The 22,864-nt window shown below is 71.4% G+C and carries 17 protein-coding genes, 1 pseudogene and 1 riboswitch; of the genes and pseudogenes, 10 read left to right on the top strand and 8 right to left on the bottom strand.

Translation table 11 applies throughout. The annotated features are described in order from the left end of the window. Positions 1–133 precede the first annotated feature (133 nt). From D455_RS0106295 to D455_RS0106285, 3 genes are all read left to right on the top strand, one after another. Positions 134–1,096 carry a glycerophosphodiester phosphodiesterase gene (locus D455_RS0106295; protein ID WP_017569908.1) on the top strand — a complete coding sequence of 321 codons (963 nt, stop codon included), beginning with the start codon at positions 134–136 and terminating at the stop codon, positions 1,094–1,096. 214 nt (positions 1,097–1,310) lie between these two features. Then, positions 1,311–2,549 carry an alanine racemase gene (locus D455_RS0106290; protein WP_017569907.1) on the top strand — a complete coding sequence of 413 codons (1,239 nt, stop codon included), beginning with the start codon at positions 1,311–1,313 and terminating at the stop codon, positions 2,547–2,549. A 356-nt stretch (positions 2,550–2,905) separates the two neighbouring features. Continuing rightward, positions 2,906–3,511, top strand: coding sequence for a dihydrofolate reductase family protein (locus D455_RS0106285; RefSeq protein ID WP_017569906.1), 606 nt, complete (start codon positions 2,906–2,908; stop codon positions 3,509–3,511). Between the two features lie 243 nt (positions 3,512–3,754). Here the strand turns inward: D455_RS0106285 and D455_RS0106280 are convergent, their stop codons facing one another. Next, positions 3,755–5,347 (bottom strand): beta-N-acetylhexosaminidase, encoded by a 1,593-nt coding sequence (locus D455_RS0106280; protein WP_017569905.1) that lies wholly within the window; start codon positions 5,345–5,347, stop codon positions 3,755–3,757. Between the two features lie 479 nt (positions 5,348–5,826). On the opposite strand from D455_RS0106280, the gene D455_RS0106275 reads away from it, so the two are divergent. The 3 genes from D455_RS0106275 to D455_RS0106265 all read left to right on the top strand — a co-directional run bounded on the left by D455_RS0106275 (position 5,827) and on the right by D455_RS0106265 (position 8,359). Further along, on the top strand, positions 5,827–6,705 hold the full coding sequence (locus tag D455_RS0106275; RefSeq protein ID WP_017569904.1) for a DMT family transporter: 879 nt from the start codon (positions 5,827–5,829) through the stop codon (positions 6,703–6,705). A gap of 16 nt (positions 6,706–6,721) precedes the next feature. Continuing rightward, positions 6,722–7,939 (top strand): glycosyltransferase, encoded by a 1,218-nt coding sequence (locus D455_RS0106270; RefSeq protein ID WP_017569903.1) that lies wholly within the window; start codon positions 6,722–6,724, stop codon positions 7,937–7,939. Positions 7,940–8,035: 96 nt separating this feature from the next. Then, positions 8,036–8,359: a hypothetical protein gene (locus D455_RS0106265; RefSeq protein ID WP_017569902.1), complete on the top strand. Its 324-nt coding sequence runs from the start codon at positions 8,036–8,038 to the stop codon at positions 8,357–8,359. A 294-nt stretch (positions 8,360–8,653) separates the two neighbouring features. Here D455_RS0106265 and D455_RS0106260 read toward each other — a convergent pair whose 3' ends face one another. Further along, entirely contained in the window at positions 8,654–9,571 is a 918-nt protein-coding gene (locus D455_RS0106260) for a LysR family transcriptional regulator (RefSeq protein ID WP_017569901.1), read from the bottom strand. A 135-nt stretch (positions 9,572–9,706) separates the two neighbouring features. Between D455_RS0106260 and D455_RS0106255 the strand changes: the two genes are divergently transcribed. After that, a complete protein-coding gene (locus D455_RS0106255; RefSeq protein WP_017569900.1) occupies positions 9,707–11,035 on the top strand; it encodes a pyridoxal phosphate-dependent aminotransferase in 1,329 nt (442 codons plus the stop codon). On the opposite strand, the gene D455_RS29425 is transcribed toward D455_RS0106255, so the two are convergent. After that, the gene (locus D455_RS29425) at positions 11,028–12,290 is read right to left on the bottom strand and encodes a glycosyltransferase family 4 protein (protein ID WP_017569899.1); all 1,263 of its coding nucleotides are present in this window, start codon (positions 12,288–12,290) and stop codon (positions 11,028–11,030) included. The genes D455_RS0106255 and D455_RS29425 overlap by 8 nt on opposite strands. A gap of 214 nt (positions 12,291–12,504) precedes the next feature. Between D455_RS29425 and D455_RS0106245 the strand changes: the two genes are divergently transcribed. Further along, positions 12,505–12,756 carry a DUF6457 domain-containing protein gene (locus D455_RS0106245; protein ID WP_026122371.1) on the top strand — a complete coding sequence of 84 codons (252 nt, stop codon included), beginning with the start codon at positions 12,505–12,507 and terminating at the stop codon, positions 12,754–12,756. A gap of 208 nt (positions 12,757–12,964) precedes the next feature. Continuing rightward, positions 12,965–14,388: pseudogene (locus tag D455_RS29420) on the top strand (alanine/glycine:cation symporter family protein). Between the two features lie 88 nt (positions 14,389–14,476). On the opposite strand, the gene thiD reads toward D455_RS29420, so the two are convergent. From thiD to D455_RS0106220, 4 genes are all read right to left on the bottom strand, one after another. Next, on the bottom strand, positions 14,477–15,280 hold the full coding sequence (thiD, locus tag D455_RS0106235) for a bifunctional hydroxymethylpyrimidine kinase/phosphomethylpyrimidine kinase (protein WP_017569897.1): 804 nt from the start codon (positions 15,278–15,280) through the stop codon (positions 14,477–14,479). Next, a riboswitch (TPP riboswitch) is annotated at positions 15,268–15,365 on the bottom strand. Its footprint overlaps the gene before it by 13 nt. 108 nt (positions 15,366–15,473) lie before the next feature. Further along, on the bottom strand, positions 15,474–16,154 hold the full coding sequence (locus D455_RS0106230) for a DedA family protein (protein WP_017569896.1): 681 nt from the start codon (positions 16,152–16,154) through the stop codon (positions 15,474–15,476). 19 nt (positions 16,155–16,173) lie between these two features. Continuing rightward, positions 16,174–17,100, bottom strand: coding sequence for a DUF368 domain-containing protein (locus D455_RS0106225; protein WP_017569895.1), 927 nt, complete (start codon positions 17,098–17,100; stop codon positions 16,174–16,176). A gap of 513 nt (positions 17,101–17,613) precedes the next feature. Further along, a complete protein-coding gene (locus D455_RS0106220) occupies positions 17,614–19,293 on the bottom strand; it encodes an acyl-CoA synthetase (protein ID WP_017569894.1) in 1,680 nt (559 codons plus the stop codon). Positions 19,294–19,655: 362 nt separating this feature from the next. Between D455_RS0106220 and rocD the strand changes: the two genes are divergently transcribed. Beyond that, a complete protein-coding gene (rocD, locus tag D455_RS0106215) occupies positions 19,656–20,912 on the top strand; it encodes an ornithine--oxo-acid transaminase (protein ID WP_017569893.1) in 1,257 nt (418 codons plus the stop codon). A 269-nt stretch (positions 20,913–21,181) separates the two neighbouring features. Here the strand turns inward: rocD and D455_RS0106210 are convergent, their stop codons facing one another. Further along, positions 21,182–22,612, bottom strand: coding sequence for an SGNH/GDSL hydrolase family protein (locus tag D455_RS0106210; protein WP_040684545.1), 1,431 nt, complete (start codon positions 22,610–22,612; stop codon positions 21,182–21,184). Positions 22,613–22,864 lie beyond the last annotated feature (252 nt).

The following is a 22,864-nucleotide window of genomic DNA, read 5'->3' as shown; positions in this document are numbered from 1 at the left end:
TCGAACTGCCGGACACATCACCAGAAGATGGGCAGCGGATCACCGGCTGCTTGGCGGTCGGTAACCACATGGTCACCATACGCACTCAACCTGAGGAAGTAGCCGGCACGTTCACGCGCACTTGGGAGGTCTGGTGCAGCGCATCGGCATCGTCGTCGCAGCCGTATCGTTCTTCGTCGTCACCAGCGCGAGCGCGTCGTCCGCGATGCCGGGCGCCGATCCTCGGTGGTCGGAGAGCGGATCCGCGGTCACCGAGTACACGACATCAGAGCGCCCGCTGATCGCCGTCGCCCACCGGGGGGCGTCCGGTCACGCACCCGAGAACACCCTCGCCGCCCTCGACGCGGCATACCAGATGGGAGCCGAGACCGTCGAGGTCGACGTCCAGCGCACGGAGGACGGCGTCCTCGTCCTCATACACGACACCACCCTCGAGCGCACCACCGACGTCGAGGACGTCTTCCCCGACCGCGACTCCTACCACGTCAGTGACTTCACCATGGAGGAGATCCGCAGGCTCGACGCGGGGTCGTGGTTCGACTCCTCCTTCAAGGGCGAACCCGTTCCCACCTTCGCCCAGGCGCTCGACCGGATGGAGGAACTGGACCTCAACCTCTTCCTCGAGCTCAAGGAACCCTCGCTCTACCCCGGCATCGAACAGGAGATCGCGGACCAGCTGACCGAGCGCGGGAGCTGGCTGGAGTCCAACCCCTCCGGGGAGCCCCGGCGCCTGGTCATGCAGAGCTTCGACTGGGAGGCGGTGCGCCGCTCCAAGGATCTGCTGCCGTCCGTGCCGCACGCCCTGCTGGGCCGGGTCCCCGAGGACCGCATCCAGGAGTTCTCCTGGGCGCAGATGATCAACCCCAACCACAACACCATCGACGCCACCTACGTCGAGAGGGTCCATGAGGCGGGGATGGGGATCATGCCCTACACCATCAACGAGCGGTCGCGGATGGACACCGTCCTGGACTGGAAGGTCGACGGGTTCATCACCGACTACCCCGACGTCGGGCAGGAGGCCATCGCCGCCCACAGCAGGAAGTCCCCGCCCCTGGTCAGGATTCCCATCCCGTCGCTGCCCGTGACCCGCTGACCGACCCCTGGCCACTGGTCCGTACCAGTGGGATGATCGGTCCGACCCCTACCGGAAACCCCGCCCTGGGGCCGCCGCGGCGGCCCCAGGGCGCTGGTGCGGAAGGAGCGGGTCCAGCACGGACACGCCCCCGAGGAGAACGAGAGAAGGACATGCGCGCCCGGACCTCGCCACGCCACCCGTCCGCCGGACCGATCCTGCACCGGGAGGCCCGTTGAGCGACCGCCTGACCATCCCCCGCGAACACGTCGACTGGCGCACCAAGGGTCTGTGGTGGACGGGCGACCCGGTCACCCTGGAGGAGTTCGCCGCCCGCCGCGACCACCTGTTCACCGGGCCGTTCACCTGGCCTCTGATGGTGCTGCGCGCCTCCGCGCTGGACCGCAACATCGCCGCGCTCGCCGACTTCGCCTCGCGCCACCGGCTGCTGTTCGCCCCGCACGGCAAGACCTCCATGTCACCCGTCCTCATCCAGCGCCAACTGGACGCGGGCGCCTGGGGGAGCACCGCCGCCACCGCCAACCAGGTCCTGGCCTTCCGCGGGTTCGGCGTGCGCCGGATCCTGCTCGCCAACGAGCTGCTCGACGAGCGCGTGCTGCGCTGGGTGGCCGGCGAGCTCGACCGGGACCCCGACTTCGAGTTTCTCTTCTACGTCGACTCCGCCGAGGGCGTGTCGGTCGCCGCGCGGGCCGCCGACCGCCCCGGAGGACGTCCCCTGCGCGTGATGGTCGAACGCGGGGTCCCCGGCGGACGCACCGGCTGCCGTACCCGTGAGCAGGTGCTCGCGGTGGCACGCGCCGTCGTGGACGCGCCCGGTCTGGAACTGGCCGGAGTGGCGGGCTACGAGGGTCCGCTCGGCGACGCCGACGGTGTTCGCGGTTTCCTGCGACTCCTGCTCGACGACGCCGCGGCACTGACCTCCCGGCACGGACTGGAGCGACCGGTGCTGTCGGTGGGCGGCAGCGCGTGGTTCGACCTGGTCGCCGAGGAGCTCGGCGGAAGGGAGGACGTCGTTCCGATCCTGCGCAGCGGTGCCTACGTGGTCCATGACGACGGCCTGTACCAACGCACCACGCCCTACCGGCGTCTGCCTGAGGGGTCCGAGGCGTTGACCGCTGCCCTGGAGCTGTGGGCCCAGGTCATCTCCGTCCCGGAGAAGGGACTGGCGATCGCCTCCCTGGGCCGTCGCGAGGCCAACCACGACCAGGGGTTCCCCGTTCCGCGCCGGGTGCGCCGAACGGACGGCGCCAGCACGGCGGCGGAGGGCCTGGAGGTGACCGACCTCAACGATCACCACGCCTACCTGAGTGTGCCGCCGGGGTTGGAGCTGCGCCCCGGCGACCTGGTCTCCTTCGGGATCTCGCACCCGTGCACGGCCTTCGACCGCTGGCGGACCATCCCGGTGGTGGACGACGGGGACACCGTCGTGGAGATGGTGGCCACCTACTTCTGAGGCCGTCCCGCCTCCGGGGCCGTCAGGGGTCGTCCACAGGTTCGGCGGCGGGGTGGTGGACGGAAGGCCGGTCGGGGATGGTGGTGTCGGAGGATCCCCGGCCGCGTCACCATAAGCGTCGGCTCGCATCGATGTGGTTTGGCGGCGGCCGGGAGTTGGGCGGGCGGAGCCAGCGGATCGGCACGACCAGCGTCTCGACGTCTCCTCGACCAGCAGTGCTTGCCACGCTGTCTCCCCCCTCGGACGAGGCGATCGGCTGCAGCGTCACGGGTTCTCTCATTGCCCCGGCGCGCGGCCGATGAGTTTGTGGCTCCCGGCCGGTCAAAGCTTGTGACACCCCAGGAAAGGACACCGCCATGTCGGAGCTTCTCGTTGACTTCATCACCTCCCTCGACGGCCACGCGTCGGGGGAGGGCTGGCCCGGGTTCTGGGGCCTTGAGGGCCCGGAGTACCTCGCATGGCTCGGCGAGCAGCCCGAGGCCACCCACCTGATGGGAGCGAATACCTACCGCCAGATGTCGGGTTTCGCCGCTGGTGAGGTCCCGAACAGCCAGGCCGATTTCAGGCCCGAGGAAGAGGCGTCCGTCGACGAGCTCACGCGAGCGTCCAAGGTGGTGTTCTCCTCCTCGCTCGAGGAGCCACTGACGTGGGCCAACTCCACGCTCGTCCGCGACGACGCCGTCGAGGTGGTCCGCGCCATGAAGTCGAGTGGCTCGGGGCTCCTCAGCACGATCGGAAGCCTGAGCCTGTGCCGATCCCTGCTACGAGCCGGACTCGTCGACCGCTTCCGGGTCGTGATGTTCCCGGTGATCACCGGGAACACGGGCGCAGAACGTATCTACGACGGCTATCCGGACGTCGCCCTCGAGATGATTGAGCACCGCACCTTCGACGGCCGCATCCAGCTGGTCGAGTACAAGCCCCGCGTACTCGAGCACCCTCCGCTCGGCGCTCCTGCGTGACGTCGCCCCGTCCGCCGGTCCGGACCACCGCCAGACCGGCGGACGCGGAGCAATTCACAGAAACGGCTGTGCTGAGAGACCGCCCGGGTGGGTGCGTGCCGATGATGCAGAACAGGTACGCACGACCTACCGCCGGGACGACCGGCCAGCCCGTCGACCGTGGCCCACCTGCGGAGCCCCTCAGCCCGAACCCGTCACCGCGTTCCCGTGGACAACGCCTCCGCGATCACCGGCCGGGCGCGCTCACCCCCAGCCGACCACACCCGGGCGGGTGTGCCACGGGCGCGGCCCCTCCAGCGGCCGGTACTCCACCCCGGCCGCGTCGAGCCGCTCCAGGTGCCGCCTCAACCGGGGTTCGAACTCGGCGTAGTCGCGCTCACCGGACGACCACACCTGCTCGGCGAACGCCGACAGCCTCGGGAACACCATGTAGTCCAGCCGGCGGGGCGTGTCCAGGTGCTCGCTCCACACGTTCACCTGCGCGCCCAGCACGTGCCCGGCCTCCTCCTCGGTCAGACCGGACGGCACCGGCTCGGCCAGGTAGACGTCCTCGACCCGCAGCAGCGTGCCCACCTTGACGGGTTCATCGTCGGCCTCGGACTGCCGGTAGTCCAGGTAGGAGGTGTGGGTGGGGCTCATGACCACGTCGTGACCGGCGCGGGCGGCGGCGACGCCGCCCTCCTCGCCGCGCCAGGACATCACGGTCGCCCCGTCGGCCAGTCCGCCCTCCAGGATCTCGTCCCACCCGACCAGACGGCGACCGCGCGAGGTCAGGTGCGCGTCCAGCTGGCGGATGAACCAGCTCTGCAACGCGTCCTCGTCGGCCAGCCCCTCCTCCTTGATCCGCCTCTGCGCGGACTCACTCGCCTTCCACTGGGTCTTGGGGCACTCGTCGCCGCCCACGTGGACGTACGTGCTCGGGAACAGCTCCATCAACTCGTCGAAGACGTTGCGGTAGAACTCCAGGACCTCGTCGGTCACCGCGAGCACCTCCTCGGAGACGCCCCACTGGGTCCCCACCGGGATCAGCCCGCTCTCACCCAGTTCGGGGTAGGCGTGGATGGCGGCCTGCGAGTGGCCGGGCACGTCGATCTCGGGGACGACGGCCACGTGCCGGGCGTCGGCGTAGGCGACGATCTCGCGGATGTCGTCCTGGGTGTAGAAGCCCCCGTGCGGGCGGTCGTCGAACACCGGGGGCTTGCTGGCGCCCACCTGGCTCCGGGTCCGCCAGGAGCCGTCACGGGTCAGCTTCGGGTAGCGGCGGATCTCCACGCGCCACCCCTGGTCGTCGGTCAGGTGCAGGTGCAGGACGTTGAGCTTGTGCATGGCCAGCAGGTCGATGAACCGCAGGACCTCGCGCTTGGGCACGAAGTGGCGGGCCACGTCCAGCATCACGCCCCGCCACCGGAAACGCGGCGCGTCGGTGACGCTCACGGCGGGCAGGGTCCACTCCGCGCCGCCCACCGGGGCGTCGCGGTAGACGTCGGCGGGCAGCAGCTGGCGCAGGGTCTGCGCGCCGTAGAACACACCGGCGGGGTCGTTGCCCACGATGATGGCCCCCTCGCCGTCCACGATCAGCCGGTAGCCCTCGCGTCCCAGACCCGCCTCGGAGTCCACGCTCAGCCGGACCTGCGCGCTGGCCTCGTCACCGGTGGACAGGGGCAGACCGGTCGCCGCCCCGAGTTCACGTTGGAGCCACGTGAGCGTGCCACGGGCGTCGGGATCGGCGGACACCCTGGTCGACGCGGTGAGTGTGAGGCCTCCGGTTCCGCCCGTGGCCGCCGCGGCGGGACGGGGAACGAGGGGGTGTGTGGAGAAGGGGGAGGTGTCAGGCACGGGTAACCGCTCCTATCCGGTCTAGACCAATACCGGACATAGTGCCATGAGCTTCCGCGCGGGCACACCCCCGAAATCCTTCGCGGCCGTCCCGTACCCGCTCCCCGAGGGTGACGACGCTGCGGTTTCCCGGATCGGCGCGATGGTTTCCGTAGGCCATCACACCGACTTCGTGGGGTTACCACCACGGTGGAACGTGGGGGTGGCGTTATCGCCGGGACGCGGCGCCCGTCCCTAGCGTTGTGGTCGTGTCCGTGGCCCGGAGGCGCCACGGGAGAAGCAAGGAGAACCAGGGAAACCGGCGAACCCAGGGGACTGGGGTCTACCAGCTGACTCGGGGAAACCGGCGAAACCGGGGGAACGAGAGGGGCCCGGGGTAGCAGCTACACCGGGGAGACCAGAGACAACCGCCCCAACAGGGAGAACCGAGTGCCAGGAGGTGCGGCGATGCTGGAGAGCCGGGGGACGCCCGTGGGCTGGTGGCGCTGATGTTGCCGCCGATCCTCATCGCCGTCGCGGGGGCGTTCACCCTCGCGTTCGGGTCCGCCCTCCAGGAGCGCGACGCTGTGCGAGCCCCCGGCCGCGAGGTGGCGCGTGCGGGATTCCTGCTGCACCTGTTGCGCCAGCCCCGCTGGATGGTCGGCAGCGCCGCGGCGGTCGTCGGATCGGTACTGCACCTGGTCGCCCTCAGCAGCGCGCCGCTGACCATCATCCAGCCGATCGGTGTGACCGGCCTGCTGTTCGCCATCGTCCTGTCGGCCCTGTTCAACCGCCGCGGGGTCGGCCTCTCCCAGATCGTCGCCGGAACCGTCGTCATGGTGGGCCTCGTCGGCCTGATCTCCCTCTTCCCGCACTCCTCCACCGCCCCGGTCATGACGACGGGCGCGGCACTGGGACTCGCCGCGGTCACCCTCGGTGCGGGGGCCGCCATCCACCTCACGGCGCACTGGATGAACAGCGGAGCCCGCGCCCTCCTGCTCGCCCTCGCGGGCGGAACGGCCATGGGGACCACGTCCGGTCTGGCACGGGTCCTGGCCGCCAACGCCCAGGAGGACTGGACCAGTCTGCTCAGTTGGCTGACCCCGCTCGCGGTGGTCACGGCGGTCTTCGGAGCCCTCCTGATGCAGAACGCCTACCGGAGCGGGCACTTCTCGGCCGCCTACGCGACCCTCCTGGTCACCGATCCGGTGGTCGGCGTGGGTATCGGCGTCCTCCTCCTCGGGGAGGGGGTGCCGGAGAGCGCTCCCGCACGGTTCGGCGCGCTGGTCTTCGCCTGCCTCGCCGTGGCCGGGACCATCGCGCTGGCACAGGCGCGCTACCGCAACCCAGAGACGACCATCCGCATACCCGAACGCTGAACGAAGGAGTGCCACCATGGCCCGTCCGTTGCGTGTCCTGATCGCCAGCGACACCTACCCTCCCGACGTCAACGGTGCCGGATACTTCACCCACCGCCTGGCCGAGGGGCTGGCGGAACGCGGGCACCAGGTCCACGTGGTGTGCCCCTCCGAAGGGGGTGAGCCCCACGTGCGGGTCAACAACCGGGTGACCGAGCACCGGTTGCGCTCCATGCTGATCCCCCTCCAGGACAGCATGCGCGCCGCGGTTCCCCTGGGCATGGGCGGCCACATCGCCAGGATCGTGCAGCGCCTGGATCCCGACGTCGTGCACGCGCAGAGCCACTTCCCGCTCAGCCGCTCGGCGATACGCAGGGGCAGGGCCGCGGGCGTCCCGGTGGTGCTCACCAACCACTTCATGCCGGACAACCTGTACGCGCACGCCCGGATCCCCTCCTCCATGCAGCAGGCCGCGGGGACGCTGGCCTGGAACGACATGGTCCGGGTGGCCGGTGAGGCCGACCACGTGACCACACCGACCCCGCGTGCCGCCCAGCTGCTGCGGGAGAAGGGGTTCGCGCGCGAGGTCGAGGCCATCTCGTGCGGGATCGACCTGGAGCGGTTCCGTCCCCGGCCGCGGCGGGCCAGGGCGGCGGCGCGCCTGAGGTTCGGCCTGCCCGACCGGGACACGGTCGTGTTCGTGGGCAGGCTCGACGAGGAGAAGCGGATCGACGACACGATCCGCGCGCTGGCCAGGATCGTGCCGGAGCGGGACGCGCAGCTGGTCCTGGCGGGGACCGGCCAGCGCGAGGAGGAACTGCGGGCGCTCTCCAAGGAGCTGGGCGTGGCGGACCGGGTGTTCTTCCTGGGGTTCGTTCCCGACGAGGACCTGCCGTCGGTGTACGCCGCGGGGGACGTCTTCGCCATCGCGGGTGTGGCCGAGTTGCAGAGCATCGCCACCCTGGAGGCGATGTCCACCGGTCTGCCGGTGGTGGCCGCCGACGCGATGGCGCTGCCGCACCTGGTGGAGGTGGGGCGCAACGGTTTCCTCTTCCCGCCCGGCAACTCCGCGTACATGGCGGACCGGCTGATCGCCGTGCTCGGGTCCGAGGAGACCCGGAGTGCCATGGGCGCGGCCAGCCGTGAGCTCGCGCGGCGGCATGACCACCATCGGTCGCTGGAGCGGTTCGAGGGCGTCTACACCCGGTTCCGCCAGGAGGCGCCGCCGCGGGCCGAGAGGATGGTCGCCGTGTAGCGGGGGCGTTTTGTCCGAAATGCAGCCTTTGCCACTTTCCGTATTCTTTGCGTAGCGAAATGTGATGTTGCCCCGCTGCGGGATACACAAGATGTTGTGTGGTTCGAAGGCATCAGTGCACAGTCCGGTCGCGGCCGGATCGCCCGGGGCGGAAACGTCGCCGAAGGCCTCACCGAACGGCTCGTCAGCGCCGAACGCGAGGCGGGGTTCCATGAGCGTGACATGTCGGTGTTCGAACGCGAACGCATCGACCTGGAGCACCGGGTGAACCGGATGGAGGCCGAGCTGGAGGCACTGCGAAAACGGAGACTGGAAGCCTACGCACGATGGTGGAACGCCCGCGACGACCGTGACCGAGCGCTCCACGTGTGCCGTCGACTGCGCCGCCGCATCGATCGAACGCGCCGCAAGGACGGGTGAACGACGGGTGGTCCGACCCCGGGGTCGGACCACCCGTCGTGTGCGGCCCCGCACCCGGCCGCGGGACCGGGGCACGCCGAAACGGACGGGGTGGGGTGGCCCCCCGTTTTCCATTGAACCGTGGGCGGACACGACCGCGCCAGAGCGGGTTCCGGGCTGTGGACGGCCCGTGCGGGAGCCGGGCCCAGGACTCCGAGCAGGACCCCCAGGATTCTCAGCCCCGAGGCCCACCCCCGGGCTCACCGGCGGCCACCGGCCCGGAACGGCGTCGACCCCAGCCCCCGGCCACCGGGATCAGGAGATGGTGGTCCCGGCGATCTCCCGGTTCACCTGCTGTGACGCGTCGCGCAGGGCCGTCAGGGTCACCTGCACCGCCGGTCTCCTCATGGCCGCCGGACGCACCACCGCGTACACGTGCCGCTCGGGCGCGGAGGCGGGCAGCTTCCGGTAGACGAGCCCGGCCGGTGCGCCCGCCATGGCCAGGGCCGGGACGGCCGCGATCCCGATCCCGCGCGAGACCAGGCTCAGGACCGTCCCCAGGCCCTCGAACTCCCATGCCGCGGAGGGCAGCCCGCCCACCTCGGACAGAAGCCGGTCCGTGCCGTAGCGTGAGCGTTCACTCTCGGGCGTCACGATCCACGACTCGCTCAGCAACCTCTCCAANNNNAGCGGATGCTCCTCGGGAACCGCCAGCACCATCGGGTCGCGCATCAGGTTGACGTGCCGCAGCCCGCTGTCCGGACCGCGCCCGGGATGCTGCCCGGACCAGTCGTCCACCAAAGCGATGTCCACCTCGCGCGAACGCACCTGCTGGGTCCCCGTCGCCGTCAGGGTCTGGCGCAACAGCAGCTGCATCCCCTCGTGCTGGCGCAGCAGCGGTACGAGCAGGGGCGCGAACGCCACCGCCGCGGTCGGGAAGGCCGTGACGGTGACCACGCCCAGGGCACGGCCGGACTGCTCCGCCAGCACCGACTCGGTCGCCTCCACCAGAGCCAGGATGTCCTCGGCGTGCGTCACCAGGAGCCGTCCGGCGTCCGTGATCTCCGCGCCCCGCGCGGAGCGGTCCAGCAGTGCCACACCCGCCTCCCTCTCCAACGTGGCCAGTTGCTGGGAGACGGCTGAGGGCGTGTAACCGAGGGCGCTCGCGGTGGCGGCGATGGTGCCCCGGACGCTGAACTCACGGAGGATGTGCAGTCGGCGCAGATCAAGCATAAGAAGAGCTTACGCTCAGCATCGAAAAGGCTCGCTTGTGCTGATGGGGTGAGATGGGCAGTGTGTGTGGTGAGAGACCATCGCCCCAGGTGGCGACGGCCACGCATTCCACGACAAGCCGGAGATGAGTCATCGATGACCGTCACTGTGTCCGCGACCCTCGCCGTGAACGAAGCCCTCGCCGAGAAGCGCCGCCAGGGGGTCCGCGTGCTTCCCCTGGGCTTCGGCGAGGCCGGACTCCCGGTCCACCCGGTCATGCGTGACCGGCTCACCGCCGGAAACGGCGCCAACGCCTACGGTCCCGTCGCGGGGTCGACCGCCCTGCGCGAGGCCGCCGCCGGGTACTGGGAGCGCCGCGGGCTGCCCACCGACCCCGCGCTGGTCATCGCCGGGCCCGGCAGCAAGCCGCTCCTCTACAGCCTTCTGCTGGAGATCGGCGGCGACACCGCGATCGCCGCGCCCAGCTGGGTCAGCTACGCCGCCCAGAGCCGCCTGGTGGGCCAGCGTCCCGTCATGGTCCCCACCGCCACCGGCCAGGGCGGCGTACCGCAGCCCGACCTCCTGCACGCCGCCGTCACCGCCGCACGCGAACAGGGCCGCACGGTCAACGCCGTCGTCGTCACCCTGCCCGACAACCCGACCGGGACCGTGGCCAGCGCCGACACCGTCCGCCACCTGTGCGAGGTGGCCCGCGCACTCGACCTGGTCATCATCTCCGACGAGATCTACCGCGACCTCGTCCACCCGGCGGACCCCGGCGGGGAAGCCACCGAGGTACACAGCCCGGCCGAGTACGCGCCCGAGCGCACCGTCATCTCCACCGGCCTGAGCAAGAACCTGGCCCTGGGCGGCTGGCGTATCGGCGTCCTGCGCCTGCCCGACTCCGAGATCGGCCACCGCCTGCGCGGCGGACTGCTCGGGGTGGCCAGCGAGATCTGGTCGAGTCCGGCCGCACCCGTCCAGGAGGCCGCCGCCCACGCCTTCACCGAACCCGCCGAACTCCTCGACCACATCGACCGCAGCCGCCGCCTGCACGGCATCGTCGCGGGCGCGGTCACCGAGGCCTTCGTCCGCGCGGGCGCGACCGTGTCCGCGCCGCGGGCGGCCTTCTACCTCTACCCCGACTTCGAACCGGCCCGCGAACAGCTGGCCGCCCTGCACGGAGTGGCCACCGGGCCGGACCTGACCGGGCTGCTGCTGGACCGCTTCGGCATGGGAGTGCTGCCCGCCGCCGAGTTCGGGGAGGGCGCCGGAGCCCTGCGCATGCGGGTCGCCACCAGCCTGCTCTACGGCGACAGCGAGGAACGGCGCTACGCCGCCCTGGCCGCCACCGACCCGCTGGCGCTGCCCTGGATCCGCGACCACCTCGACCGCCTCACCGAGGTCCTGGACGAGCTGCTCACCGGAGCGTCGACCCCGGTCCCCGCGCGCCCCGAGGCCACCGCACCACAGACGGTCAGCTAGACCGTTCCGGCGTCCGCCCCGTGTAAGGGGGCGGGGCGGACGCACCAGTCTCCGGCCTCCCCCGGCCGCTCCTTCCGGGGGAGGCCGGAACACGTCCGGCCCCCTCCGCGGCTCCGCCTCCGGACCCGACGCCCCGGGCGGCCAGTTCCGCGCTGGAGGCGATCACCGCCCGGTAGTGCCCGAGCAGCTGCTCGCCGACCGCGTCCCACGTGCGGTGCTCCACCGACGGGCGGGCGCCCCGNCGGTTGTGGACGAGCCGCCCCACCGCCACCCGCAGCTCCCGCGCCGAGTCCGGCGCGTACAGCAGCCCGTTGCGCTCGGGCAGCACCAGGTCCAGCGGTCCGCCCGAGGCCGGGGCCACCACCGGCACCCCGGAGGCCAGTGCCTCCTGGAGGGCCTGACAGAACGTCTCGTCCGCGCCGGTGTGCACGAACACGTCCATGGACGCGTACAGGCGCGACAGCTCCCCGCCCGTGCGCTGCCCCGTGAACACCGCGTCGGGCAGGATCCTGCGCAGACGGGCGCGTTCGGGGCCGTCACCCACCACGACCAGCCTGATCCCGCGCAGCCGGGACACGTGTGCCAGCATCTCCACACGCTTGTCCCGGGCCAACCGCCCCACGTAACCCACGATCGCCTCCCCGCCCGGCGCGAGCCCGCGACGCAGCTCCGCGTCGCGGTGGTCGGGGGAGAAGCGCCGGGTGTCGACACCGCGACGCCACAGGTCCAGCCGGGGGAACCCCCGATCCGACAGCGTCTCCATGGTGGCCGAGGAGGGGACCAGGGTGCGGTCCACCGCCGCGTGCGTACGGCGCAGCAGCGACCAGAGGGCGTCCCGGCCGGGAAGGCGGTAGCGGCCGGCGAAGCCGGGCAGGTCGGTCTGGAACACGGCCACGGTCGGCAGGGCCCACCTGCGGGCGGTCTCCACGGCCGCCGAGCCGAGCAGGGCGGGGGAGGCCAGGTGCAGCACGTCGGGGGAGAAGGCGCGGATCGCCGCGGTCATCACGCGTCGGGCGGGCAGTCCCATGGGGAAACCCCGGTAGAGGGGCAGCGGCAGGGACGGCAGGCGCACCACGGGGAAACCCGCGTAGGAGGAGGGGCCGGGGCCCGGGGCCAGCAGCAGGACCTCGTGGCCGCGGTCGGCCAGCAGGTCGACGACACGGCACACGGAGTTGGTCACCCCGTTGACCTGGGGAAGGAAGGATTCGGTCACGATCGCCACGCGCAGCGGCTCTCGGGTTTCGTCCGGGGACATACGAGCGGCTCCCAACGCCGGGGGATGGCTGACTCCGACGCTAGGCTCGTGGGGTGAACCTCGGTCAGGGCGCGGGGGAACCGCACCCGAAGACCAGGCGTGGGCAGGCCGAGCGGGCGGTGACCGAGCTCGTGTGCCCGCGTGTCCACAGGGTGACGCTCCGGTGGATATGATCGCTGTAAGTAACCAATATATTGCTCTAAGGAGTCATGTGGTGACCCTCGTGGAATGGGCGGAAGCGGTCCGAAGAGAGTTGGACCTGACCGGTACGGAACCGCTTCGGAAGGAGGACGTCGATCGGGTGCTCGATCTCGCCCGGGACGCCGCCCACTCCGTCGCCCGGCCCGCCGCTCCCCTCACCACCTACCTCATGGGCGTCGCGGTGGGACGGGGTGCGGACCCCGCCGAGGTCGCGGCCGCCCTCAGCAGGCTCGCCCTCGCCCAGAGTGACGAGAACGGCGCCTGACGCCGCGCGAACGTACGTAGGGACGTACGAGTTCCCAAAGAAACCGGCATGTGGAACACGCGTTATTCGCCTGTGACGCGCCGGTGCGATTCTTTGCCGGTATCGCGGGTGTTCACCAGCGCCGAAGCGATCGCGAGGGTGTCGGCTCCCCACGTACGGCAGCACCGGCGACCCCGTCCCCACACACTCACCGATAGGGAGACCCCCTGTGGACCAACTCCTCGAAATGGCGGGCATCCTCAGCGACATCATCTGGGGGCCCTTCGTCCTCATCCCGTTGCTGTTCATCGTCGGCCTGTTCCTCACGATCCGCCTGCGCCTGCTCCAACTCTTNGTCTGCCGCACGCGCTGTGGCTGGCGCTCGTCCGACGCAAGGAGGACGAGTCCGTCCAGGGCGACATCTCCCACTACCAGGCGCTGAGCACCGCCCTGGCCGCCACCGTCGGTGTCGGCAACATCGGCGGTGCCGCCCTCGCCATCGGCACGGGAGGCCCGGGCGCCCTGTTCTGGATGTGGATGGTCGGTCTCCTGGGCATGGCCACCAAGTACAGTGAGGCCCTGCTGGGCGTGAAGTTCCGCCGCGTCGACGCCAAGGGTGAACAGAGCGGCGGGCCGATGTACTACCTCAGGTACGGGCTCCCCGGCGGCCTGGGCATGACCCTGGGCGTGGCGTTCGCGGTGTTCGGCACCATCGCCTCCTTCGGTATCGGCAACGGCACCCAGTCCAACGCCGTCGCCGACCAGATCACCAACATCACGCCGCTCGAGAACTGGATGGTGGGCCTGGCGCTGACGATCATCGCGGGCGCCGTCATCCTCGGCGGGATCAAGAGCATCGGCCGGGTCGCCTCCGGGCTGGTGCCCATCATGATCGTCGGGTACGTCGGTGCCTGCCTGCTCGTCCTGATCGTCAACTGGGACGGCATCCTGCCCGCGCTCCATCTCGTGGTGACCGACGCCTTCACCGGCACGTCCGCGGCGGGCGGCTTCGCCGGCGCGGGCCTCATGCTCGCCATCCAGCAGGGTTTCGCCCGCGGCATCTTCTCCAACGAGTCGGGCCTGGGCACCGGCGGTATCGCCGCCGCCGCGGCCAAGACCAGGCAGCCGGTCCGCCAGGCCATGGTCTCGATGACCCAGACCTTCATCGACACCCTCATCGTGGTCACCATGACCTGCCTGGTCATCATCATCACCGGCGCCTGGCAGGCCGAGGGCGAAGCCAGGGAGGACGGCTCCCTGATGACCAGCAGCGCCGTCGCCGAGGGCCTGGGCAACCTCACCCCCGCGCTCGCCCCGGTCGGCACCTACGTCGTGGCCATCGCGGTGGCCGTGTTCGCCTTCACCACCCTGCTCGGCTGGGCCTACTACGGCGAGCGCTGCGTGGTCTTCCTGGCCGGACGCAAACTGGTCACGCCGTACCGGATCGTGTTCATCGCCGTCATCTTCGTCGGATCGGTCGCCAGCCTCGACTCGGTGTGGCTGTTCAGCGACATCGCCAACGGCCTGATGGCCCTGCCCAACCTCATCGGGCTCCTGCTGCTGTCCCCGGTCATCGTGGCCGAGACGCGCAGGTTCTTCGCCCACCCGGACTGGAGGGACCCGGACAAGCTCATGGAGGACGTGAGCAAGTAGTCCCACCGCGGACGCGAGGAGGGGACCGGCACGGCGCCGGTCCCCTCCTCGCGTCCGCGCGGCCGGGTGCCACCAGGGGACGCCGCCCCTACCACCAGGCGTGGAAGTGGTGTACCGGACCCTGGCCGCCTCCGGCGTCGATCCCGTCCGCGCGCCGGATCGCCTCCGTCAGGTAGTCCTTGGCGTCTCCGACCGCCGCGGCCACGTCCGTCCGCCGCGGGATCAGGGCCGCGATCGAGGAGGACAGCGTGCACCCCGTGCCGTGCGTGTTGCGGGTGGCCACCCGCGGGGCGCGGAACTCGACGGGGTCCTCCTCCCGAGAGACGAGGATGTCGACGCTCTCCTCCCCGGGCAGGTGTCCGCCCTTGAGCAGGACCCGGCGCGGGCCGAGCTCCAGCAGCCGCCCCGCCTGGGCGCGCATCGCCGCCAGGTCGGTGGCCTCGGGCTCGTCCAGCAGGTCCGCGGCCTCGGGCAGGTTCGGGGTGAGCAGGTCCGCGCGGGGCAGGAGCTTGGTGCGCAGCGCGTCGACGGCGGCGGTCTCCAGCAGCCGGTCGCCGCTCTTGGCGACCATCACCGGATCCACCACCACGTTCGGCAGCCCGTAACGGTCGATCGCCTCGGCCACGGCCTCGGTGACCTCCGAGGTGCCCAGCATGCCCACCTTGACCGCGTGCACGGTGGCGTCGGTGAACAGGGTGTCCATCTGCTGGGCGACGAACTCCGCCGGAACGGGGTGGACCCCCGTGACGCCGCGCGTGGACTGGGCGGTCAGCGCGGTGACCACGGTCATCCCGAAGGTGCGGTGCGCGGAGAAGGCCTTGAGGTCGGCCTGGACGCCCGCGCCCCCGCTGGGGTCGCTTCCGGCGATGGACACGATGTTGTACGCGCTCATGGCGTTCCTTCGCTAGTGCTAACTAGGGCAGGTTCGACGGGTGTGCTCTCAGCCGGAACCGTGTCCGGCACCCCGCGCCCCGGGTCCGCCGCGGCGGACCCGGTCGGTATGTGTCGTGGTGTGCTCCGGGAAGGATACCCAGCGGGAGCCGACGCGGCCCGCCCGGGGAGGGCTGGCCGCGTCGGGAGGCCGCTCAGGCGGAGGTGCCCTCGTTCCGGCGGTTCCTGACCAGCCTGTGGACGCGGGCGACGACGAACCACAGCACCAGCAGGCCGATGATCACGAGCACGATGTTGCTGATCATGCCGCTCCACCGGGCCAGGGCGGGCTCGATGGTGGGGCCGAAGGCGTATCCGAGGCCGATCCAGACCGAGTTCCACACCACGGAACCGATGACCGTGTACAGGGAGAACCTGAACAGGGGCATCCGCTCGATTCCCGCGGGTACCGAGATGACACTGCGCACCACCGGCACGCACCGACCCAGGAGGACGGCGACGCCGCCGTACCGGGCGAAGAAGCGCTCGGCCTTGTGGAAGTCCTCGATCTCCAGCAGCGGGGTCCTCTCGAACAGCCAGGCCGTGCGCTCCCGGCCCAGGAGCGCGCCGACCGCGTAGAAGCCCCAGGCGCCGACCAGGCCGCCGACCGTCGCCCACGTGATGGCGAGCCAGACGTTCATCTGCCCGGAGTAGGCCAGGAACCCCGCGCCGGGCAGGACCGCCTCGCTGGGCACCGGAGGGAAGAAGGTCTCGACCAGCAGGGCCACGCCGACCCCGGGTTCGCCCAGGACCTCCATCAGGCTCAGGACCCACCCGATGAACCCCTCGTACTCGTGGATGGTCCCGCCCTCCGTCGCCAGCAGACTCGTTCCCATGAGATCGTCGTTCCCGTTCTCAGACGCCCGTGGGCACCCCGTGGTGCTCGGGCTCCTGCTTCCGCTGCTTGCGGCGCTCCCAGACGATGGCCGCGGCCACGATGGCGAAGCCGACCACCATGAGGGTCACCGTCACCGGGACGTCGGTGGGGGCCAGGATGGTGCGGTCCTCGTCCTGCCACGGCCACAGGGCGCGCAGGGACCCGGCCATCAGGCCGGTGAGGACCACCAGGGTCATGTGGTGGAAGTTCTCCAGCAGGTACTGGAGCATCTTCACGAACAGCGACAGGCCCGTGAGCGCGCCGAGCGCGAACACCGCGAGGTAGGCCACGTCCGCGTCCCCGACCGCGCCGATCGTGGGCTCGTACAGGCCCAGGGTGAGCAGGATGAACGATCCGGACAGGCCGGGCAGGACGAGGGCGCAGATGGCGACCGCCGCCGCGAGGAAGACGACCACGGGGTGGGCGGGCAGGTTCGCGCCGGGCAGGCCGGTCAGGAAGAACGCGCCCGCGGCGAAGACCAGGGCGACGAGGTAGTGCCACGCCCGCCACCGCTTGCCCGCGCCGGTGTAGGGCACCCACAGACAGGCCAGGACCAGCCCGAAGAACAGCGCGTACGCGTACTGGGTGTGGGCCTCCACCAGCGGGGCGAGCACGACGGCGGCCAGTCCCAGGAAGACCACCATGCCGACGAGGGCGGGGACCAGCACGCTCCAGTCCACCTGACGGAACTGCTCCTGCGCGCGCTCCCTCCCGCGTCCGCGCGGGACGTCGGTGACGTAGCGCTTGATTCCGCTGACCATGTGGCCCGCGCCGCCGATGAGCTTGTCGTAGAGGCCGACGATGAGGGCGACCGTGCCGCCGCTGATGCCGGGCAGGGCCTCCGAGGCGCCCACGGCACCGCCGCGCACCGCGTTGAAGATGTAGCTGCCTACTGAGTTGGGCATCTGGGTTCTTGGGCGCGGCCCGGGCCGGAACCCGGACGAGCGCACCGTCCTCCGTCCTAGTGGTGCCACCGCACGCGCACCGTGTGCACGGGTGGAGGGTGAGTCAGGGGTTTGTCCACGCGTTCCACGGTTCCGGCCGGATGCACGGTGGGAGCCGCCCGTCTCGGTCGGGAGGTACCGACCGAACCGGAGCAGGGGGAGAGGTGACCGTGGGGCCCGGAACCAGGCGACGCCAGTCTAGCGGTGGCCGAGTGGGTCGAGGGCTTTCGAAAGCACGCGGAACCCCTGTTTCGGCTGGACACGTGCGGATTGACCTTGTGCCCGAAATGAGGGGTTCCCTACCTTCTCGGTGCGGAGTTCCGCACGAAGGGGGTGTGGAGGTCCGTGGATTCGGTCCCCGTGGTGGGAAACGGTGGGGGAGGGCCGGGCCGGACGAGGGCACGCCCCCGAGGGCGCCCTCCACGGTCGGGAGCGACACCGCGGCCCGGCCCCGGGCCACGGCACGCCGAACACTCAGGGCGAGAGCGGGAGGACGGGACCGCCGGTCGCCGTGCCGCTCCGGGCGACCGACGACGCCCAGCGGTAGTCCTGCTTGCCGACCGCCGTACGCCGCACCCGGTCCACGAAGTGGACGGTACGCGGCACCTTGAACCCCGCCAGCCGCACACGGCAGTACGCGCGCAGCTCCGCCTCCTCCAGCCGGGCTCCCGGGGCCAGCGAGACCAGCGCGGTCACCCGCTGCCCGAGGCTCTCGTCGGGTGCGGGCACCACGATGGCGTCCTCCACCGAGGGGTGCGCCTTCAGCGCGGCCTCCACCTCCTCGGGGTAGACCTTCTCCCCGGCGGTGTTGATGACCGCGCTGCCACGTCCCAGCAGCACGATCGAGCCGTCCCCGTCCCGCGTTCCGAAGTCGCCCGACAGCGCCCAGCGGCGCCCCTCGGCGTCGGTGGGGAAGGTACGCGCGGTCGCGATGGGGTCGTTGTAGTAGCCCAGCGGAATCCGGCCGGTACGCGCGATCCGCCCCACCTCCGTCGATCCCGGAGGCAGCGGGCGCAGGGAGGTGTCCAGCACCGCGATGCTGCCGCCCATGGTGAAGCTGCGGCTGTCGGAGGACCCGACCGGCGTCGGCTCCCGCCCCCGGTCGTCCTGTTCGGCGGCGGTCGCCGAGCCGCACACACCCGTCTCCGAGCCCCCGTAGGCGTCGGAGAGGGACACGTCCTCGCGCCAGGCACGCCACAGCGCACGAACCGCCGGGGTGAGCGGAGTGCCGCCGGAGCGCACCGAGGCCAGGTCGGGGCACAGACCCGGTTCGGTGAGCAGGTGCCGGGCCAGCGGGCGGGCCATGGCGTCGCCCACCAGCTGGAGCACGTGCACACCCTCGCGGTGCGCCGTCTCCAGCACCCGGTCCGGGCGGAAACTGCGGTCGGTGGACAGCACGATCCGCTTGCCGCACAGCAGCATGCTCAGCGCGTTCCACTGTCCGGCCGCGTGCATGAGCGGTCCCAGGACCATCATGCGCTGCGGGAAGCAGCGGGCGGCGCGCTCGGCCACGTCCTCGGGCGTCCGCGCGCGGGGAGCGCCCGGAGCGCGGCGCTCCAGCGCCGCGCGGAAGATGTCCGCCTGCCGCCACAGCACGCCCTTGGGGTAGCCCGTCGTGCCGCCGGTGTAGAGCAGGTAGTGGTCATCGCCGCTGGTGGGCGGCAGGACCGCGTCGTCGGGGGCCGAGGCCAGGGCGTCCTCGTAGTCGACCCCGTCGGTCCCGCGCGCGGAGCCGTCCGCGATGAGCAGCACGTGACGGAGTCGGGGCAGGTCGGAGCGGACCGTGGCCACGGCGGGGACCAGGGCGTCCTCGGCGATCAGGGCGACCGCGTGCGAGTCGGCCAGGACGTGGCGCAGCTCGCCCGCGACGTAGCGGTAGTTGACGTTGACCGGGACCCCTCCCGCGCGCAGGATCCCCAGGAAGGACTCCATCCACTCGGCGCGGTTGAAGGCCAGGACGGCGACGTGCTCGCCCGGGCGTACACCCGCTCCCACCAGGTGGCGGGCCAGGCGTACCGAGCGCTCGTGCAGGGCACGGTAGGTGAGCCTCCGGGGGCCCGCGACCAGGGCGGTCCGCTCGGGCACGGCGTCGGTGACGGCGGCGAACAGGCGGGCGAGGGAGAAGGATGGGTCCGAGGACGCGGGGGTGGACACGCCTGACCTCCCTGACACGGTCGACGGGCCGTCCACGGCTCGGAGCTCGCGGCGGCGGAGTGGCTGTTGGTGCGACGGTACCCCTCAGGCGACGGCCCGATCGCCGTTGGGGCTGTGGAGCGCGTCACCAGGGGTTTTATCGCAGGTCACGGTGGACGGGACCGCCCCGCTCAGAGGGTGTGCGGGGCGTTGCGCGCGCCTGGGGTTTCGGGCGGGGCCCGTGAACTGTGACGGATCCCACCCCTTGTGGGCTCACCGGATCATCTGCTCAACTCTTGGAGACCTCCCGCCGGAGGGCGCGATCCGTCCCCACGGTGGGTATCACTCGTTTGACAACGGTCAATGGTGATCGGAGCGGCTAGATGAGCAACACCCAGAACCTGGGACAGCGGGACTCTGCCGGAGACCCCGGTGGAGAGGCACTCTCCGGCGCGGAGCACATCGCGCTCGCACAGGCGCGTTCGGCGCACAACTACGCACCCCTTCCCGTCGTGATCGCCGAGGGCCGTGGCGCCTGGGTGACCGACGTCGAGGGCAGAAGGTACCTGGACTGCCTGGCCGGATACTCGGCCATGAACTTCGGCCACNNNGCGCACCGGCAGCTCGACCGGGTGACCCTCACCAGCCGCGCCTTCCACAACGACCAGTTCGCCCCGTGGGTCAGCGCCCTCGCCGACATGGTCGGCAAGGAGAGGGTCCTGCCGATGAACACCGGCGCCGAGGCGGTGGAGACCGGCATCAAGGTGGCCCGCAAGTGGGCCTACGAGGTCAAGGGCGTGCCCGAGAACGAGGCGACCATCGTCGTGGCGGGCGCCAACTTCCACGGGCGCACCACCACCATCGTCTCCTTCTCGTCGGACCCGGAGGCCAGGACGGGCTTCGGGCCGTACACGCCGGGGTTCCGGTCGGTGCCCTACGGGGACGCCGCGGCCCTAGAGGCGGCCATCGACCACACCACCGCGGCGGTCCTCATCGAACCGGTGCAGGGGGAGGCGGGCGTGATCGTGCCGCCGCCGGACTACCTGCCCCGGGTCAGGGAGGTCTGCGACCGCGAGCGGGTGCTGTTCATCGCCGACGAGGTGCAGTCCGGCCTGGGCCGCACCGGGACCATCCGGGCCTGTGAACACAGCGGTGTGGTCCCCGACGCCTACCTGTTCGGCAAGGCGCTGGGCGGCGGCATCCTGCCGGTGTCGGCCATGGTCGCCGACGAGGACGTGCTCGGTGTCATCCGGCCGGGTCAGCACGGCAGCACCTTCGGCGGCAACCCGATGGCCGGCGCGGTGGGGCGCACCGTGGTGCGGATGCTGACCGAGGGGCCCTACCTGGAGAACGCGCGCCGTCTGGGCGACGTGCTCAAGCGCCGGCTGAAGGAGTTCGTCGGCGACGGGCTCGTGGTGTCCGCGCGCAGCATCGGCCTGTGGGCGGGCATCGACGTCGACCCCTCGCTGGCCTCAGGGCGGGAGCTGTGCACGCGGCTCGCCGAACACGGAGTCCTGGTCAAGGACACCCACGGCTCCACCGTCCGGATGTCCCCGCCACTCGTGGTCAGCGAGGACGACCTCAACTGGGGTCTGGACCGCTTCGCCGAGGTGGTCGGGGAGCTCCGGGCGGGCCGTTAGGCGCACCGACGGGTCGGTGCCGTCCCGCCCGACGCACACGGAGACGGAAGGGGGTCTTCGGCACCGGTGCGGACCGCGACGTCCGTCCGGGCCGGAGGCCCCCGGTGTCCCACACCCCCGCACCAGCGCCGGTGCGGTGATCGGAAGGGTCCCCTGGTCCGCCGTTCATCCCGGGTGGAAGCACTCCAGTAACACCGGCGACGTGTTCGGTCAGGCCACCAGCCGAAGCCACGGGGCGCGGCGCGGCACCGTGACGGCTTTCCGCCCGGTCAGGCGCCGTCGGCCTCGGCGCTGGGTGCCTCGGAGGGGTCGGGGGTGAACTCGGGGTCCAGCGGACCACCCAACTCCGACCGCAGCTGCTCCGGGTCGACGTTGTCCAGGGTCTCCCGGGACACGTACAGCACCCGCTCGGGGCCCTCCACGATCTGGAGGCGCACCCGCTCGGCGATGGACAGCTGTCCCTCCGCGGTGGGGTGGAAGCTGGCCCGGTCCACGCGCAGGCCCTCGCCCAGCTGGTCGAGCACGATCCCGTTCAGCCAGGCCCGCTCGGTGCTCACCTCGTGCCCGCTCAGGGCGGAGAAGGTGTTCACGTACTCGACGCTGCCGGTCTCGCGCGCGCCGTACACGCCGCCGTCCACCTCGTAGACCACGTCGCGGATGAGTTCGTTGAACCGCTCGGCGAGTCCGTTCAGCCACAGCTGGTCGCTCTTGGTCAGCGTGTAGTACATGCCCGGCGGCTCCTCGGGGAACAGCCGCGGGTAGCCCAGGACGAGGATGCGGGCGTCGGGTGCGCGGTCGTGGATCTCCCCGAGGATCTCGGTCAGGATCTTCTCGAACTCCTCCATCCGCTTGTCGATCTCCTCCTCCTGCTCGACGCAGACGCTGCTCTCCAGCAGCGGCATCCGCACCATGCAGGTGCGCAGGACGGGGATGAAGCCCAGGTCGTTGCCGCCGATGCCCAGGGTCACCAGGGACGTGTTCTCGGTGACCCGTTCGATCTGGGACTCGGGAGCGCCGACCTGTTCGAGCATCTCCGAGCCCTCGTGGCTGCTGCACGCGTAGAAGGCCAGCGAACCGGCGAAGTCGAACTCCTCCTCGATGACCTTGGGGTAGGCGTTCTCCGAACGCCAGCAGCCGCCCTGCTCGGCGGTGGCGGGGACGTAGTCGCCCGCGCCGTCGCCGGAGGAGTAGGAGTCGCCCAGGGCCACGTAGTTGCCCCACAGGGCGGCGTCCTCCGGTTCCATCCGGACCCGCCAGCCGGTCTGCTCCTCCTCGGTGATCGGGGGGAACTCCTGGGTCGGGCACACGCCGCCGGTGACCTCGCACCACAGGGAGACCAGGCCCTCACGGGTGGGGGGAAGCACCAGGACCACCGTCAGGAGCAGGGCCAGGGTGAGGGAGACGGCGACCGCGACCCGGCGTCGGCGCCGCTTCCTCGGGGAGCCCCCGCCGTCGTCCGTGCCACCGGCGTCCTCACCGCCGGAGCCGTCCGCTCCACCGTCGGAGGAGCCGCTGCCGGGCCTTCCACCCCCGGAGGGGGAGGCGTCCCCGGAGGAGGCACCGGTCACGGGTTCCTCCGCGGCCCCCGGGGAGCCCTCGCTCTTCCCGCCCTCCTCGCCGGTCTCGGCGCGTCCGGGGTCAGCGGAGGAAGACCCGGAAGCCGGTTCGGGCACCTCGGGGTCCTCACCACGTGCTGACACGGCCGCTACCGCCTCCCACATCCCGGAGGGCTTTCCAGTCCACGCGCAAGACTACCGTTCCCGTCGCGGTCGGCCGGTGGTGGCCGAACCGGGCCGGGCCGGGCCGGTCCGGCGAAGGCGCCCCGTCCCGGCGCCGGTCGGCCGAGCCCCGTCAGTCGAACGACCGGCTCACGTCACGGGCCGGTTCGCGGCGATGACGTCCAGAACGCGGTCGACGTCGCCGTCGCCCAGGGTCGCCCGGGCGGTCAGCCG

Source organism: Nocardiopsis halotolerans DSM 44410 (genome assembly GCF_000341065.1).
GTDB classification, from domain to species: domain Bacteria; phylum Actinomycetota; class Actinomycetes; order Streptosporangiales; family Streptosporangiaceae; genus Nocardiopsis; species Nocardiopsis halotolerans.
The sequence above is the reverse complement of the archived record's forward strand: the minus strand, read 5'-3'. Positions and strand labels throughout refer to the sequence as shown.